At 37.3% G+C, this 16,337-nt stretch carries 20 protein-coding genes; 9 read left to right on the top strand and 11 right to left on the bottom strand.

Annotated elements, in window-relative coordinates; genetic code table 11:
* Positions 1 to 206 precede the first annotated feature (206 nt).
* On the top strand, positions 207 to 1,415 hold the full coding sequence (locus tag AC1DEF_RS24165; protein ID WP_097825008.1) for a M20 family metallopeptidase: 1,209 nt from the start codon (positions 207 to 209) through the stop codon (positions 1,413 to 1,415).
* A 113-nt stretch (positions 1,416 to 1,528) separates the two neighbouring features.
* On the top strand, positions 1,529 to 2,248 hold the full coding sequence (locus AC1DEF_RS24170; RefSeq protein WP_097825007.1) for an EcsC family protein: 720 nt from the start codon (positions 1,529 to 1,531) through the stop codon (positions 2,246 to 2,248).
* Between the two features lie 37 nt (positions 2,249 to 2,285).
* Here AC1DEF_RS24170 and AC1DEF_RS24175 read toward each other — a convergent pair whose 3' ends face one another.
* Positions 2,286 to 3,491, bottom strand: a complete 1,206-nt coding sequence (locus AC1DEF_RS24175; protein WP_097825006.1) for an ABC transporter permease — start codon at positions 3,489 to 3,491, stop codon at positions 2,286 to 2,288.
* Positions 3,484 to 4,227, bottom strand: coding sequence for an ABC transporter ATP-binding protein (locus tag AC1DEF_RS24180; RefSeq protein WP_097825005.1), 744 nt, complete (start codon positions 4,225 to 4,227; stop codon positions 3,484 to 3,486). Before AC1DEF_RS24180 ends, AC1DEF_RS24175 begins: the two co-directional genes overlap by 8 nt.
* 690 nt (positions 4,228 to 4,917) lie before the next feature.
* On the opposite strand from AC1DEF_RS24180, the gene AC1DEF_RS24185 reads away from it, so the two are divergent.
* Complete coding sequence (locus AC1DEF_RS24185; protein WP_014461670.1) at positions 4,918 to 5,352, top strand: HIT family protein; 435 nt, start codon at positions 4,918 to 4,920, stop codon at positions 5,350 to 5,352.
* 102 nt (positions 5,353 to 5,454) lie between these two features.
* Here AC1DEF_RS24185 and AC1DEF_RS24190 read toward each other — a convergent pair whose 3' ends face one another.
* The 3 genes from AC1DEF_RS24190 to AC1DEF_RS24200 form a co-directional block, all read right to left on the bottom strand.
* Positions 5,455 to 7,350: an acyltransferase family protein gene (locus tag AC1DEF_RS24190; protein ID WP_097825004.1), complete on the bottom strand. Its 1,896-nt coding sequence runs from the start codon at positions 7,348 to 7,350 to the stop codon at positions 5,455 to 5,457.
* Between the two features lie 303 nt (positions 7,351 to 7,653).
* Positions 7,654 to 8,097, bottom strand: coding sequence for a GNAT family N-acetyltransferase (locus AC1DEF_RS24195; RefSeq protein WP_013081678.1), 444 nt, complete (start codon positions 8,095 to 8,097; stop codon positions 7,654 to 7,656).
* Positions 8,098 to 8,114: 17 nt separating this feature from the next.
* Positions 8,115 to 8,669 carry a PadR family transcriptional regulator gene (locus tag AC1DEF_RS24200; protein ID WP_025752934.1) on the bottom strand — a complete coding sequence of 185 codons (555 nt, stop codon included), beginning with the start codon at positions 8,667 to 8,669 and terminating at the stop codon, positions 8,115 to 8,117.
* Positions 8,670 to 8,922: 253 nt separating this feature from the next.
* On the opposite strand from AC1DEF_RS24200, the gene serC reads away from it, so the two are divergent.
* Positions 8,923 to 10,020, top strand: coding sequence for a 3-phosphoserine/phosphohydroxythreonine transaminase (gene serC / locus AC1DEF_RS24205; protein ID WP_043981712.1), 1,098 nt, complete (start codon positions 8,923 to 8,925; stop codon positions 10,018 to 10,020).
* 124 nt (positions 10,021 to 10,144) lie between these two features.
* Positions 10,145 to 10,675 carry a tryptophan transporter gene (locus AC1DEF_RS24210; RefSeq protein WP_043981711.1) on the top strand — a complete coding sequence of 177 codons (531 nt, stop codon included), beginning with the start codon at positions 10,145 to 10,147 and terminating at the stop codon, positions 10,673 to 10,675.
* Positions 10,676 to 10,932: 257 nt separating this feature from the next.
* Here the strand turns inward: AC1DEF_RS24210 and yhzF are convergent, their stop codons facing one another.
* Entirely contained in the window at positions 10,933 to 11,151 is a 219-nt protein-coding gene (yhzF, locus tag AC1DEF_RS24215; RefSeq protein ID WP_464722081.1) for a membrane protein YhzF, read from the bottom strand.
* A 73-nt stretch (positions 11,152 to 11,224) separates the two neighbouring features.
* Between yhzF and AC1DEF_RS24220 the strand changes: the two genes are divergently transcribed.
* Together AC1DEF_RS24220 and AC1DEF_RS24225 are read left to right on the top strand one after the other, a co-directional pair.
* Complete coding sequence (locus AC1DEF_RS24220) at positions 11,225 to 11,620, top strand: YtxH domain-containing protein (protein ID WP_013055314.1); 396 nt, start codon at positions 11,225 to 11,227, stop codon at positions 11,618 to 11,620.
* Positions 11,621 to 11,733: 113 nt separating this feature from the next.
* Entirely contained in the window at positions 11,734 to 12,330 is a 597-nt protein-coding gene (locus AC1DEF_RS24225; protein WP_014461677.1) for an HTH-type transcriptional regulator Hpr, read from the top strand.
* A 3-nt stretch (positions 12,331 to 12,333) separates the two neighbouring features.
* On the opposite strand, the gene AC1DEF_RS24230 is transcribed toward AC1DEF_RS24225, so the two are convergent.
* Positions 12,334 to 12,678, bottom strand: a complete 345-nt coding sequence (locus AC1DEF_RS24230; RefSeq protein WP_013081673.1) for a DUF1878 family protein — start codon at positions 12,676 to 12,678, stop codon at positions 12,334 to 12,336.
* A gap of 476 nt (positions 12,679 to 13,154) precedes the next feature.
* On the opposite strand from AC1DEF_RS24230, the gene AC1DEF_RS24235 reads away from it, so the two are divergent.
* On the top strand, positions 13,155 to 13,334 hold the full coding sequence (locus AC1DEF_RS24235; RefSeq protein ID WP_013055312.1) for a hypothetical protein: 180 nt from the start codon (positions 13,155 to 13,157) through the stop codon (positions 13,332 to 13,334).
* A gap of 35 nt (positions 13,335 to 13,369) precedes the next feature.
* Here AC1DEF_RS24235 and AC1DEF_RS24240 read toward each other — a convergent pair whose 3' ends face one another.
* Together AC1DEF_RS24240 and AC1DEF_RS24245 are read right to left on the bottom strand one after the other, a co-directional pair.
* The gene (locus AC1DEF_RS24240; protein WP_097825003.1) at positions 13,370 to 13,465 is read right to left on the bottom strand and encodes a YjcZ family sporulation protein; all 96 of its coding nucleotides are present in this window, start codon (positions 13,463 to 13,465) and stop codon (positions 13,370 to 13,372) included.
* A 36-nt stretch (positions 13,466 to 13,501) separates the two neighbouring features.
* On the bottom strand, positions 13,502 to 13,591 hold the full coding sequence (locus tag AC1DEF_RS24245; RefSeq protein WP_016762973.1) for a YjcZ family sporulation protein: 90 nt from the start codon (positions 13,589 to 13,591) through the stop codon (positions 13,502 to 13,504).
* A 307-nt stretch (positions 13,592 to 13,898) separates the two neighbouring features.
* Between AC1DEF_RS24245 and AC1DEF_RS24250 the strand changes: the two genes are divergently transcribed.
* The gene (locus AC1DEF_RS24250) at positions 13,899 to 14,822 is read left to right on the top strand and encodes a peptidylprolyl isomerase (protein ID WP_016762972.1); all 924 of its coding nucleotides are present in this window, start codon (positions 13,899 to 13,901) and stop codon (positions 14,820 to 14,822) included.
* Positions 14,823 to 14,864: 42 nt separating this feature from the next.
* Here the strand turns inward: AC1DEF_RS24250 and AC1DEF_RS24255 are convergent, their stop codons facing one another.
* Both AC1DEF_RS24255 and yhaM read right to left on the bottom strand, forming a co-directional pair.
* Positions 14,865 to 15,047 carry a sporulation YhaL family protein gene (locus tag AC1DEF_RS24255; protein WP_013055310.1) on the bottom strand — a complete coding sequence of 61 codons (183 nt, stop codon included), beginning with the start codon at positions 15,045 to 15,047 and terminating at the stop codon, positions 14,865 to 14,867.
* Between the two features lie 65 nt (positions 15,048 to 15,112).
* The gene (yhaM, locus tag AC1DEF_RS24260) at positions 15,113 to 16,054 is read right to left on the bottom strand and encodes a 3'-5' exoribonuclease YhaM (RefSeq protein WP_013055309.1); all 942 of its coding nucleotides are present in this window, start codon (positions 16,052 to 16,054) and stop codon (positions 15,113 to 15,115) included.
* Positions 16,055 to 16,337: the final 283 nt, after the last annotated feature.

Below are 16,337 nucleotides of genomic sequence, written 5' to 3' on the forward strand. Positions count from 1 at the left end.
CTCATGAGAAAATTGGCAAAAAACTCATTCTTTATCCCTATTCCTCATCTTATGTATCTATTATGTATATAAAATATTTCATGATTCAATTACTTTTTTCAATAACAACGCTTACATTCTTTTCTTTTTAATAGATAATGATATAATGATTAAAATGTCAAAAAATTCAAAACTTTATTCAACCTATACAGAAAGGATATGGTCACGTGAATTCCAAGCTACATACTTTACTTGAAGAAAAATTTGATGAAATGGTTCAAGTCCGCCGATATCTGCATCAGTATCCAGAACCGTCTTTTAAAGAATTTCAAACCGCTGCCTACATTCGATCTTTTTATGACAAAATCGGTATTTCTTACCGAGCAAATGTAGGAGGAAACGGCATTGTAGCAAGCATTCAAGGAGGAAACCCTGGTCCTACTGTAGCTTTGAGAGCCGACTTTGATGCCCTGCCTATTCAAGATGAAAAAGATGTACCATATCAATCAACTGTTCCCGGTGTAATGCATGCGTGTGGTCACGATGGTCATACAGCTACTCTTTTAGTCCTTGCTAAAGCGCTTTTTGAAATAAGGGATTCTCTCCCTGGTAAAATCATCTTCATTCATCAGCACGCCGAAGAGTACGCACCCGGAGGCGCCAAGTCCATGATTGAAGACGGATGCTTAGACGGTGTAGACGCGATATTCGGAACGCATTTATGGTCATTAACTCCAACTGGTGTCGTTCAATATCGAACGGGCCCTATTATGGCTGCTGCTGATCGCTTTGAAATTACGATCAAAGGAGCAGGCGGCCACGGTGCACAGCCTCACAAAACAAAAGATTCAATCGTCATCGCCTCTCAGCTTGTTGTTAATTTACAGCAAATTGTAAGCAGACGTGTAAACCCAATTGATTCAGCGGTTGTGAGCATAGGTTCTTTTGTAGCAGAAAATGCATTTAATATTATTGCTGATTCTGCTCGACTAATTGGAACGGTAAGAACATTTAATGAAGATGTACGAAATGACGTAGAAAAAGAAATCGAACGAATTGTCCAAGGTACATGCTTAACAGCTGACGCTTCTTATGAACTGAGTTATACGCGCGGCTATCCTTCCGTCGTCAACCACCCGGAAGAAACGGCCTTTCTTGCTTCTGCTGCTTCTCAAATCGATGAAGTTCATACAGTCGAAGAAACGGAGCCTCACATGACTGGGGAAGATTTCTCTTATTATTTGCAGCATATTAAAGGAACGTTCTTTTTTACAGGAGCTCAGCCAGAAGGTGTAGATGCTCCATATCCTCATCATCATCCTAAATTTGATTTTAACGAAAAAGCAATGCTTATCGCAGCTAAAACGCTTGGTACGGCTGCTGTTGAGTATTTAAGAGAACAAGCTCCTTCTAAAAACGTAATAAAAGCGAATTAATCATTCAGCAAGCATTCGTACAGATAAGCAGACGAGTGCTTGTTGTTTTATTTCAGGAACCTTTTCCTCACTTAAAACGTAGTATTTATATCGACTGAAATGAGGTGATTTTTTTGAATACGTATGAAGAAAAAGTGTTACAAGAAGCTGAACATTGGAAATTCAGCATGTTGAAACGACCTTCTAAATTTCAACGGACCGCAAAATCTTTACAGCTTAAAATAAATGAAAAAATCCCTGCTAAAGTCCATAAGATTATGACTGAAAGCATAAAAAAAATGGTTGAAACCACGCTTGTTGGATCCGATTTCACCACTAAAAAAAGAGATGTCAGCGGTCTTTCATTTGAAGAAAAAGAGAACAGAATTTTGGAACTCATACCTAAGTACAAAAGAACAGCTGCTGTAGAAGGAGCTGGTACTGGTGCAGGCGGTATCCTTTTAGGTGCAGCAGATTTCCCGCTTCTTCTTTCCATAAAAATGAAGTGCTTATTTGACATTGCCGCTACGTATGGTTTTGATGTAAAAGAAAAAGAAGAACGCATTTATATGCTGTATATTTTTCATCTTGCCTTTTGCAGCGACGACCATAGAACGAAGCTGCTCGAAGTAGTAGAAAACTGGGAAGAAAAGAAAGAGGAACTTCTTGAGCTTGATTGGAAAGCTTTTCAACAAGAATACCGTGATTACATTGATGTTGTGAAAATGTTTCAGCTTATGCCGGGAATTGGCGCTGTTATAGGTGCATATGCTAATTATCAGCTTCTTGACCATCTCACAAAAGTAGCAATGAACGTCTATCGCTTCCGTATATTATCTTCGTCTCCAAAGTAGTCTAAAAACGTAAAAAAGCTCCTTTCGGAGCTTTTTTTTACGTTAATTTTTTATTTACATATGCATGTACAAATAAGTGAATAAATATAGCACCTGCTGCCACGGAAAGCAGCGCAGCAACTATATTAGAAAAAGCCACCGCTATGGCGAGCACAAGAATTTGTACATACAGCGCTTTTTTCCATACGTCCAAAAATGCCTTTTTCCGTTCTTTAGCTTCAACCGGATAAAGAGAAAGCCATAAAATCTGTTTGTGCTGCTTCCAAAGCGGGAGTAATTGAAAACCCGTCATGTATACAACAAATAAAACAACCACTATATTGCCGTATTGAAACGGCGCAGCTACAATTAAAAATCCGCCAATGACAGTTAAGCGAACGAGCAAACTTAAATAATCTCCTGATCGCAAAAATGTTCTGGTGTATAAGTAATGGTAAGTGGCACTTTGACGAAATGGAATACGTGCTACTAGCCAATCTAAATATCTACGGCGTTTGATTCGCTCTTTCACCTGAGGAACGTCCGTAAATAAATTAGCTAATCGATAAAAATAGCCCATGCGCTTTTCTTCTAAGTCAATTAGCTTTTCCCATTTGATCGGCTTTCTTTTTGTAAGCGAGCGATAATAAATGGCTAGCGCAATCATAATCACCGCTACGATTCCTGTAAAGAATGCGTATGCATGGGAAAATAAGAAGTACGTAAAAACTGCGTTCAAGAAAAACCTGACGATATAATCTGTCCACTTCGCCCACTTTTCTTCAAACCATACAGCCCACCAAGACATGCCTAAGTTTACAACTTTCAAGATGAGTAATAGCAGAAAAAACACAAAAACGTTTGAGTAAGAATCATGCATTACCTTTACTTGAAGAGGTGCTGCTGCACCAGTTGCAAATAATAAAATATAAAGCTGAATCGTAAAGGTAAACCAAAAAGATTTTTTAAAATAAGGCTGAAGCTTCGTCTCCAAAGGAAGTAAAAAGACTAAATCAGGTCGTTTTAAAAACGTTTGAATTTGACCCATGGTTAAAATCAATCCCATAAGTATCGCAATCAATACAGCCGAAGGAAACGCAGGTGTTAATGTACTTAACCACTGTTGATAATAGTAGGCCAAACCGCCAATTGCAAAAATTAACACTAATTTAATGTGGTCATTTAAGATATATTTTGTATATCTTCTTATATCCACTAAATACTGCTGAAACCGTTGCTTCCATAATGCATCAATCTTACTCATAGCCTTCTTCCTTTGTTAATTCAATATAAATTTCATCAAGAGTAGCATTGCGCATTTGAAATTCTTCTTGAAGGTCTTTAAGCGTTCCTTGCGCTCTTACTTCTCCGTTATGTAAAATAACAAATTTATCGCAGTAGCGTTCCGCGGTCGCCAAAATGTGTGTGGACATTAAGATGCCTGCACCTTGCTTTTTCATATCCGTCATCAAATCAAGTAAAGATTGAATACCCAGCGGATCTAAACCTAAAAAAGGTTCATCAATAATATAAAGAGACGGCTGAACCAAAAAAGCGCACATAATCATAACCTTCTGCTTCATTCCTTTTGAAAAATGCGCAGGGAACCATTTTAACTTCCGGTCTAAACGAAACTCTTTTAAAAGCGGCTGCAGACGGGCTTCATATGTTTGAGCCTCAAGTCCATAAGCCATAGCTGTCAGATCTAAATGTTCTTTTAATGTTAATTCATCGTATAACACAGGAGTTTCTGGAATAAACGTAAACTGACTTCGATAACCTGTTGGATCTTGTTGAAAGGTTTTATTATTAATGGATACACTTCCTTTTTTTGCTTCCATTAATCCAATGATATGTTTAATCGTTGTACTTTTGCCGGCCCCGTTTAACCCGATTAACCCGACTAATTCACCTGCATTTACATCAAACGATACATCTTTTAAGACGGGAGTTTTTGTATATCCCCCTGTAATATTGTTAATTTGCAATAAAGAACCCATCACGATCTCCTTTTATTTGTTCTTTTTGTCTCCAAGCGCAAGCGCTATTTGCTCTATTGTACCAAATCTTTTTCTTCCTCACATTGTTTTCAATTTTTTTCGGTTAATTTTTCCAGAATATAATCGAAATATCGGGACATTCTATATAGGGAAGAAGGAAAACAAGTTATTGATTACAACTAATCATTACAAAGCTTCTTACATTTGGGATGAGGTGTCTACAGCAGGCATATTTCAGAAAACCTTATTGTAAATCGATGTATGTTTGATTCATAAGGGGATGGTAGTCATGAACGTAGTAAGAATATATATAATGGGTAGACAATAATGTTCATTTATTACTGTGTAGATGAGGTGTTTGTCAAAGACCAAGAACGATTTCGTTCACATTGTATATTTTTTTAGCTCAATGCTTAAATGAGGTGTTTGTTAAAGAGAATATACTTTTTCAAGTTACTGTTTCATTAGGCAATGCAATTACGTAAATGAGGTGTTCCTTAAAGATCATATGCTGCATTAAAAGCTATTTTTTCCTTCTTCACATGACGGGATGCATAATCGTTTGCATCCCGTTTTTGTGTATAAAATGCCAGCAGCTATTTCTTGTCTGCTGATTGCATTTCTACTTTGTGGTAAAATAAACGTACATGTATACCCATACATTTATATTGGTAACGGAAGGTGAATATAATGAGCACACATGATGAAAACTGTATTTTTTGCAAAATTATTCGCGGTGAAATCCCAGGTGCAAAAGTATTTGAAAATGAACATGTATTAGCTTTTTTAGACATTAGTCAAGTAACAAAAGGGCATACGCTGGTGATTCCAAAAGTACATAAAAAAGACATTCACGAACTAACGCCGGAAATTGCGCGCAATTTGTTTGAAGTGGTTCCTCAAATCGCAAATGCAATTAAAGAAACATACAGTCCAATCGGCTTAAACATCTTAAATAATAATGGTGAAAAAGCTGGTCAATCCGTGTTTCATTATCATATGCACATTATTCCTCGCTATGGGGAAGGCGATGGATTCGGTGCTGTATGGAAAGAGCATACAAGCGAATACACGCCTGAAAAACTTCAAGAAATCGCTGGCAATATTTCTTCTCGCCTTTCTTGAAACAAAAAAAGCTTACACATGTAAGCTTTTTTTGTTTTATCTATTCATTTAACACATGTTTAATCAGTTTGTGATACAAAACATCGTACAGCTTTTCACTTATTATGAACGACTTTCCGCCTTAACTTCTAAATTCATACGTTCTTCAATCAATTTTGTTAATGCTCTTGATCCTTCAGGTACCAAGTGGACACCATCTGATGTAAAGTATTCAGGGTGCTTAGAAGCCTCTGAGTACCAATCTACGAGCGTGACGTGATCAAACTTTTCAGAAGCAGCTTTCAAGTTCTTGTTCACGGTGCTTTCCCACGAACGAGGAACGCGCGTATTCACTAAGTAAACATCCGCGTGTGAAAAAGCTTTTAACAGTTGTTCAAGTTCTTCATTTGTAAAATAGCCGTTTGTTCCTAACTCAATAATCACTGCGCTGTTCGGATTATTAAATGCTTGATAGCTAGGAGTTAGCTGCAGTGCTTCATTGAGCTGCCTTCCTACTTTTCCGTCAATCGTAATACTAAGCGGCATCTCTTTAAGATTAGGAGCAATATCCAGCATGACCGAGTCTCCAATCGCAAGAACATCTCTGTAAGAATTCGGCTGCTGTTTTTCTTTGGCATCAGATTTTTCTTCCCCGGAACTCTTTTCCGCGTTCTCTGCTTTTTTATCATCCGCTTTGTTCTTGTCTTTGACAGAAGTTGAAGCATTTTCTTTATGATTCGTTTGAATTTTAACCTCTGTCTCTTTCGCTGTCGTTTCATCCTTTTGCTGCGTACTAATAGCAAAGCTTGTCATATCCGCTGTAAACAGCGCCAAAAAGAAAATGAGACTGCCCAAAACCGCTTGTCTCGAACGAGAGAGATTACGCCATTTAAAAAGCTCTCTCGGATGGTAGTGCCGGAAATAATAGCGAAAGCCGCGTGTGCGGATAGGCACTTCGATGTAACGGTAAGAAAGTTCAGCAATGATAAATGTAAGGCCTACTTGTAGCAGCGCATGCCAATAGACCGGGCGGCCAATCTCGGATACAGGTGTTGTAAGAACAATAACCGGATAATGCCACAAATAGATGCCGTATGATCTAGTACCAAGCCAGCGAAGCGGCTTAAACGACAGAGCTTTTCCTAAAAAACTACTAGGATGACTAATCGTTGCAACCAGTACAGCAGCGTTTAAACAAATCAGCAGCATTCCACCTTGATAAAGAAAAGATGCATGAGTATACTCATCAACGCTCCATACGCAGAGAATAAATACAAAGAAACTCACCATACTTACCGCGTTTAATACTTGCTTGCCTACGGCTGGAAGATTTTTTGATGATAAACGATACATCGGCCAGGCAAATGCAAGTAAACAGCCGATTAAAAGGGCAAACAGCCGAGTGTCGGTTCCATAATAAATGCGGCTAGGATCTCCTCCTGGCTCATATAAAAAAGACATTAGAATAGCTGAGGCCATTACTCCAGCTAAAATGAATAGAGAAAGAATTCCTCTCTTTTTGATAAATTTTAAACCCAACAATAAAACAAGTGGCCACACAATATAAAACTGCTCTTCAATAGCCAGTGACCATAAGTTCTTTAATGGTGACGGTGACCCAAAACTATCAAAATATGAAACTTTATGAAAAATAAACCACCAGTTACTCATATAAAAAATAGACGATAATGCATCGCCTCGTAGCGTTGTTAACAATGGCCGGTTAAATAAAATAACCCAAGCTGCAGTTAATACTACCATCACATACACAGCTGGAAGAAGTCTTCTCGTTCGGCTAATCCAAAAATGCTTCAAATTTTTCAAAGGATTTTCCAAAGATTGCACCAGTAAAATCGAGGTAATTAAATACCCTGATAATACGAAGAAAACGTCAACTCCTAGAAATCCTCCAGATGCCCATCCAAATCCTAAGTGATATGCAATGACAGACATAACAGCGAAAGCTCGAAGTCCATCCAAACTATATATATACCTATTTTTCTTTTCCTTTGCACTCATAAAAATGCCTCCAAGCAATATGTACAACAAATTTCTTTCTGAACCAATATTAAGAATATTACGTAATTGTTACATTTTTGTTACAAAAATCATTATATACAATATTATTACTTTCTTCAATATATCACTTACTTAAAATCAAAGAATAAGCAAAAAGAAACAAATTCATTATCTATCTTATTCATAAATTACTAATTTAGTAGTAGTCATATCGATTCTATCTGCGCAATACTAAAGCCTAACATCTTTCTTTCACCTTACCCGTTTCAGAAATAGAAAAACTTCACACAATTGGTGAAGTTCCTAAGGTGTCTTTAACATATCTACGTGGGGAAGCCCTTCATCTGAATAAATATCGGAAACAGGTCTAAAACCAAACGATTCATAAAATGTTTGAAGTCTGCTTTGAGCTTGAATTTTAATTGTCTTCTCGTGCAATTCATTCTCTAAAAAATCAATTCCTCTTGCTACTAGTTCTCTTCCGAGACCCGTACCGCGCTGTGCTTGTTTTACAATAATGCGCCCAAGAGAAGCTTCCTGGTAGCTAATTCCTTTTGGTAAAACTCTAAGATATGCGATAATTTTCTCATTCTCTTTTTTGAACAAGTGATAAGCAAGTTTGTCTTTTCCATCTACTTCTAAGTAAGCACACTTCTGTTCGACAACAAAAATAGCGGTGCGAACCTGTAGAATTTCATAAAGCTCATCGTTTGTCAGCTCTTGAAATGATTTTATGCACCAAGTCATGATCCGCTCACCTTTTCTTATTGTTCTTTTTCAATTAAATTCAGCGTACGTTCAAGCCAATTGATATAGCTTGTCTCCCGGTCTTGAGCGCGAGATAGCACCAAATAATGACCAAATTGAGGAGACGAAACGGTGATGTGATGATTAACTTGTTCCAAAAGGTCATCCATTCGTTTCTTTAAAAAAGTTAGCTTCACTTTCCTGCTTGATAGCTGGTTATCTATTTGTTGCTTTAACTCTTCTATTGACATGGATGAAGCAAAATAAGCTTTTAACATAAATTCATCTTTAGTTGTTTCAGGAATAGGATCAATCGTAGTGAGCCACTTGCTTAACTCAGCTCTTCCTTCTTCCGTTATCGAATACATCTTTTTTTCTAATTTCTTGCCTTGAATCACGGTTTCATAGCGAATAAATCCCTCTTCTGTTAATCGCTTTAACTCGGGATAAATCTGGCTGTGCTTAGCACTCCAAAAATTACCGACCTCTTCTTTAAAAAGTCTGGTAATGTCATACCCGCTGAGCTCCTTCTGATCTAAGAGCCCTAATATGGCATATTTTAATACTCTCATTCTGTTCCTCCACATTATTTCTTCCATCAGTATAGCATATAAACATTTCATTTACATGTTTGCCAAAACATGTTTGCATATACTTTTTATTTATCTTTTTTCTATTATTTTCTCTTTACAGATTAATTTAAATTTTTGAAAAGTTACCTCCACAATCAATGGTTTTCATGATAGTATAATGATATTCTTTCTGACATCAGTCATTAGCCATTTTGTATGATGAGTGTTCGAACTAATTTGAGGAGGAATTAATGTGATTACGTTAAACAGAGCTTATAATTTTAATGCAGGTCCGTCTGCGCTTCCCCTACCTGTCTTACAACTTGCTCAAGAGGAGCTAGTTAATTTTAAAAATACAGGTATGTCTGTGATGGAATTATCACATCGCAGCAAAGAGTTTGAAGATGTATTAACACATGCTAAAGAAACACTCACGGAATTGCTTAACATTCCAGATACACATGAAATTTTATTCCTGCAGGGCGGAGCAAGCCTGCAATTCTCTATGATTCCAATGAACTTTTTAGCTCCCGATCAAGTCGGTGCATATGTACTAACCGGATCATGGTCGGAAAAAGCATTAAAAGAAGCAAAGAAACTTGGAAAAACAGCAGTTGTTGCTTCTACTAAAGAAGAGAACTACCGCTCTATTCCAGCTTTAGATGACGTAAAGCTTCCAAAAGAAGAGATTGGGTACTTGCATATCACGTCCAACAATACCATTTTTGGTACACAATGGGCTGACTACCCTTCTATCGAAGGAGTAGACTTAATTGCCGACATGTCAAGCGACATTCTTTGCCGTCAAATTGATGTATCTAAGTTCTCACTCATTTATGCTGGTGCTCAGAAAAACCTCGGACCATCTGGTGTCACGGTTGTCATTTTGAAGAAAGAATTGCTTAAACGTATTCCTGAAGGTTTACCAACAATGCTGAATTATGAGACACACGTAAAGAGCAACTCTCTTTACAACACTCCTCCAACGTTTGGCATTTACATGCTTTCACTTGTTTTAGATTGGATTAAAGAACAAGGTGGCGTTAAAGCAATTGAAGCCCAAAATCATAAGAAAGCTAAGTTACTCTATACAAGCATGGAACGTTCAAATGGTTTCTATACCCCTCACGCTACAGAGGAAAGCCGATCAATTATGAACGTAACGTTTACTTTACCAACCGATGAGTTAACTGCTGCGTTTTTACAGCAAGCAAAAGAAAAAGGCTTCGTAGGATTAGCTGGACACCGTTCAATCGGCGGATGCCGCGCTTCTATTTACAATGCTGTACCGCTTGAAGCGTGTGAAGCTCTTGCCGTCTTTATGGATGAATTTGCACAGGCAAACGCATAATTGGCAGAATTAATTGATCTTTTTTTCACATAAATATGTTATAATCAGTATGTAAATATATGCAATGGGCATAGACGCACTATTGGTATATTTCGAGCTTAGCTTAGAAGAGGAGAGATGAGAAATGAATACAAAGGTTTTAGTTTCTTTAGCGTTATTAGTCGGAATTGGAGCGGTTCTCCACACGGTGGTACCTCCTATTTTATTTGGAATGAAGCCAGATATGATGTTAACAATGATGTTTTTAGCAATCCTGTTGTTTCCTAGCGTAAAAAATGTTGCATTGGTTAGCTTAACCACAGCGGTTATTTCTGCTTTAACAACAAGCTTTCCTGGCGGACAAATTGCAAACTTGATTGATAAACCAATTACAGCATTTGTTTTCTTTGCATTATTTATGCTTGTGAAAAAAGCAATAGGCATTAAAACACCCGTTGCCGCTGCTTTAACAGCTGTTGGCACACTCGTATCAGGAACCGTATTCTTGTCTGCTGCCGCGCTAATCGTCGGCTTACCGGGCGGAAACAGCGTCATGGCGCTTGTTGCTGCGGTTGTATTACCTGCAACAGTAGTGAACACAATCGTTATGGTCGTTATTTATCCAATTGTTCAATCCGTTCTAAAACGCACAAGCATCAAAGCAAAATTATCGTAACGTCAAGAGCCTGATTTAATTAAGAATCAGGCTCTTTTTTTACACCAAAAGCTCAGGCTCGCCAAAGCGTGGCGGGCCTTTAGATAAAACGGTTCATTTATAGTATGTTGCTGATCTTTTAGAAACAATCTACAGTTCGACTCTTAACTTTTTGTTTAAAAAGAAATGGTACAGAATGCTTTTCACTTAAATTTCATTTGCAGCTCATACAATAGGTATGAAGACTTACTATGTAATAAAGGTTTAAGTTCTCCATCCTAGGTTACATAATAAAGTATAAGCGCCAATAAAAAACTCGCAAAAGCCACTGTCGCACATGTAAGAGACTTTTGTTTCAGCACATGTTTAGGTGGATATGATGCCGTTCTAGTCGTAAGGCTAAACCATTTAAAGGCAGCCAGAAAAAAACTCAGGCTAATTATCAAAAGAATGAATAAAGCTACCCCATGTTGATAACCTCCTTCTTTTGTATAAATCTATGCTATTTTTTTATGATTATGTCAGAAGGAAGTGTTAGCAATTACTTTACTACATAGGAGGAAATAAATAATGAGCAGAATGAAAAAACTAGCAGCTGGAGCAGCAATCGGAAGCACCGTAGCCGCTATTACAACGCTTCTTGTTACTCCATATTCAGGACGAGAACTTAAACAGCGTGTCAGCTCTCGAAAAGACCGAGTTAACGCTTCACAACAAGAGCTCTCAACAAAAATAAAAGCTGTTTCTCAACAAGTACAAATGACCGCCAGAGAAGGAAATACTATAGTGAAAAATATCGCAAGTGACCTTTCTACTACCCTTGGTCAGTTTAAAGAAGAAATTGTCCCTCATAAGGAATCCCTTCAGCATCATTTGAAAGAAATCCAAAATTCTTTGTCAAACCTTGAGGAACATGTACAGACAACTAAAAATCCCAATGAAAAAATTGACAAAAAAGAAGGTTGAAACGCCTTCTTTTTTAATTTTTTAAAATTTTGTAAATTTACATCTTTATAATTTTTTATTTTATTGGCATAATAGAAGATAAATAAAAAAAGAGACTAAGTAGGTGGGAGAAGATGAAAAAGACTAGTGATCAAGATTACAGTTTGAAAGAAGCACTTCTATTTAGCCAACGCATTGCCCAATTAAGTAAAGCCCTTTGGAAAACCGTAGAGAAGGATTGGCAGCAATGGATTAAGCCTTATGACCTTAATATTAACGAGCATCATATTTTATGGATTTCATATCATTTAAACGGGGCTTCCATTTCCGAAATTGCCAAGTTTGGAGTTATGCACGTTTCTACTGCATTTAACTTCTCCAAAAAACTAGAAGAACGAGGTTTACTTGAGTTTTCTAAAAAAGAAAGCGACAAGCGAAATACGTACATTCAGCTGACAGATAAAGGCGAGGCCATTTTATTAGATTTAATGGAACATTACGAACCTTCTAATAATTCAGTGTTCAGCGGCGCACTTCCGTTGCGCGACTTGTACGGCAAATTCCCTGAATTTATGGAACTGATGACCGTCATCCGCAAAATTTACGGTGAAGATTTTATGGATATCTTCGAGCGATCTTTCCATCATATCGAAGAAGAATTCACTGAAGAAGATGGCAAGCTCGTCAAGAAAGACAAAGAGAACCACCAGGAGACTATTTCAAACTCTTAATGGTTAGTCCCTTATCCATTGAATAATTTCAAAAAATTCATTCATCACATCTTGATAAGAAGGTTGATAACGAAGCGATTCGACCGTCTCTCTGGGAGTTAATTTATAATTCAGCATGCCAACAAATTGTGTAAGAAGCGGAACAAAGTCTGTTAGACCTTCCGCTTTTTGCTCAATATATTCGTTTTTTGTATCTTCACACAGAATTAAAATTTCCTCTACTTCCTTCTTTGTAAGCTGATTTCTTACCACTAAATCAATAAATGGTTTAGCTTCTTGTTCAGATGTCCCAGATAACAGTTTTATGTAATATTCTAAACGTGATACTCGAGATTCTAAAGTTTCCATCCGCTTCCCCTACTCCTTCAACGTTCATATACCTCTACTCCATATTGTACATGATTCATTCATGTTCTTCCAAATAATTCTTTCTGCGTCATTCACATTTCCTGTTTAAGTAGCACCGTATAAAGATTTTCATATACTGATTATGTACTCACTGCATATATTAATATAAATCCCTCTGTCCTTTTTAACAATCCTTTTGCACAATGGGTAATTGTTACTCATTTCTTATCCATTCACTTTGCTATTTCGTTTAAAACCTATTTCTCAACTTCTTAACTACCCTTTATAAAATAAAAACCGCATTTCTGTGTAAATACCTTTTGAAATTCTTTGCTCAACTGTATATATAACTATCTATTTTACCGCTTTTTTGGTAATGTTAATATAGATATTTGTAAATTCATACAAAGCTGTACTATATAAATGACTATAAGACTTTTTGTCTTCGTCACACTGATTTTGTTAGGGGGATTTTTATGTACATATTCTTTATTGTATTTGCACTATTCATTTTATTCTACATCAATGCACTAACAAATACATTGTGTATTCAAAAAGAAATTCCAGCTGAAAAACAGCCTAAAGTTTTTCGTACGATTAATGTATTAATTACCATTTTATTAGTTTCATCTTATATTGAAGTATCATTTACATAAAAAACGGTGAGATGTCTCACCGCTTTTTTATAGGCTTAGCAAAAACAGCTAGCTCCGATGATAACTAATAAGATGAATAATACGACTAATAGCGCAAATCCACTGCCGTATCCGCATCCGTAAGTACCCATATCTATCGCCCCTTTCCTTTTATATTCATCTGTTTCCTAGTGGTAACATGCACAACCAACAATGACTAATAAGATAAACAGTACAACTAATAGTGCAAAACCGCCTCCATATCCGCCTCCGCTCATTTGAGCACCCCCTTTGTTTACTAATACTGCATCTTATGCATCAGCTCAAAAAACGTCTAGGCTTTTAGCCCAAACTCCATAATTTATTTCTCTTGCTTCTCGTTTGGAAATTACTCTGTGAGTTTGTCCACCATTTTGAAAACGCTTTATAAAAAAGCCATCATAAGCGTATAATCACTTCATGCTTAGTGGAAAATAAATGTAAATTTACGTGGTTTTAACTTCATTTGCTAACATCAGGAAATGTGATATAGTAAATCTTGAGTCAAGCTACATAAGTAAAAATGATGAGTAGGAGTGTTTACGTATGAAAAAAAGCTTAGTTGCACTAACAACGGCAGCCAGCCTCGTTGCTTTATCAGCATGCAGTGGGGGAAATGATGCTTCAAATGCAAACGATTCTTCAAAAGTAATTGTAGAAACAAAAGCAGGCAATATCACTCAAGGTGATTTGTATAAGCAAATGAAAGATACAATCGGACAAGACCAATTTAATACACTCGTACGAAGCGTTACCGAAGAAAAAGTATTGAGTAAAAAATATAAAGTAACGGATAAAGAGCTTGATCAGCAGCTGAACATTCTAAGAGAACAATACGGTGATCAGGTGGATTCAGTTATTAAGCAAAAAGGCGAAAAAGAAGTCAAAGATATGCTAAAAGTGGATATTCTCCGTGAAAAAGCTGCTACGGCAGGCATTAAGGTATCGGACAAAGAGCTGAAAAAAGCTTATGATGAATATAAAGCTCAAAAACCTCAAATTCGCGCAAGTCATATTTTAGTAAAAGACGAAAAGACAGCAAACGAAGTAGAAGCGAAAATCAAAAAAGGCGAGGACTTTGCTAGTCTGGCAAAAGAATATTCAACGGATCAGCAGTCTGCAGCTAACGGCGGCGATTTAGGCTACTTCGGTGAAGGCCAAATGGTTAAAGAATTTGAAGAAGCGGCTTACAAGCTGAAAAAAGGTGAAGTAAGTAAACCAATCAAAACAGAGTACGGCTACCATATCATTAAACTAGTCGATAAAAAGAAAGTAGAATCGTTTGAGAAAAAGAAACCCGAACTTGAGCAGCAAATCAAACGTTCAAAAGTAGATCAAGCAGAAGCGAACAAGAAGATTCAAAAAGAGCTTGATAAAGCAAAAGTGAAACCAAAAGATAAGGATGTAAAACCAATTTTCGAAGAAGGTGCGACAGATAGTCAATCTGGCGTAGAAACTCCTCAGCAGTAATGCTAAGAGCCTGTCACTCATGTGACAGGCTCTTTTATATAATCAGATGGAATCGCTGTTGCGTCTTTCTTTTTCCACTTGCATTCTTTCGATGAAGACTTGTCCTTCTTTTTCAATAAACGAATCATCCACTTGCTTATCATGTTGTGCAGCACGAATCGCCATAAATCCACTAAAGAAAATGCCTGCTACAACTAAATAAATCCAAATTGGTAGTGTCACCATATATTGATCCCCCATCACAGTTATTTACAACCACTATATGCGAAGGAAGAAAGACTTATACCTTTTTAATCAATCGTTGGTTTATAAAATGAGCGATTATCAAGTGCAAAAATACGCTCTGTAAACTCACCGGGCTTCACTTTTGTTAATGCTCGGTCCAGCATATTCATTTTAGCGTCTACATTGTCAATCAAATGAAGCATCTCAGCCTCTTTAATTAACGGCTTTTTCGGACTTCCCCACTCTTCCTTACCGTGATGCGATAATACAAGATGCTGAAGAAGCATAACCTCTTCTCCTTCAATCGCTAATTCTTCTGCGGCTTTTCCAATTTCATTCACCATAATCGAAATATGGCCAAGCAGGTTCCCTTCGACTGTGTATATCGTCGAAACAGGACCTGAAAGTTCAAATACTTTGCCAAGGTCATGAAGAATAACTCCAGCGTACAGCAAGTCGCGGTTTAAGCTTGGATAAAGGGTTGAAAATGACTCAGCCAGCTTCAGCATAGACACCACATGATAGGCAAGTCCCGATACAAACTCATGGTGATTTTTAGTTGCTGCCGGATATTCTAGAAATTCCGTTTGATATTTTTTAAACAAATGGCGAGTAATGCGCTGGACATTCGAATTTTTCATTTCAAATATACTCTTTGTAATATGTTCGACCATTTCTTCTTGAGATAAAGGCGCCACTTCTAAAAAGTCAGATGTGCGCACTCCGTCTTGGGGCTGTGCAGGACGAATGTTGCGTATTTTCAGCTGGTTGCGTCCGCGGTAATTCATTACTTCTCCAGCAGCTCGCACAATCTTTTGAGCAGCATAATTTTCCTCGTCATCTGGGGAAGCATCCCACAGCTTGGCTTCAATATCACCTGTTTTATCTTGCAGGATTACCGTTAAAAATGGCTTTCCATTGCTTGCAATTCCTCTCGTTGAGGATTTAATTAAAAAATAAAGATCAACTTGCTCTCCTACTTCGTATTGAGCAATTCCTTTTGTCATGATCTTTTCCTCCTTACCACTTCATTCTATGTATTTGATAACGAAGCTCTTATCGCTTCGTCCCCTTATTTACAGCTCTTTACATTTCATTTTACCATCGCTTGCCACCGAATGCACGGGTAGACGCTTTTTCATAAAAGATGAGATTGCGACATAACAAAATCAATGCAATCTAAAGAAGAACAAATTGGATAAAAGAGCTGAACTGCTTGAGACACCGCTGTTGATTTCCGTGCAAGACTTCGCTTTCCGCGAGCGGGCGCTGAGCCTCATCGTCCCTTCC

This window comes from Priestia sp. 10L35 (assembly GCF_056395685.1).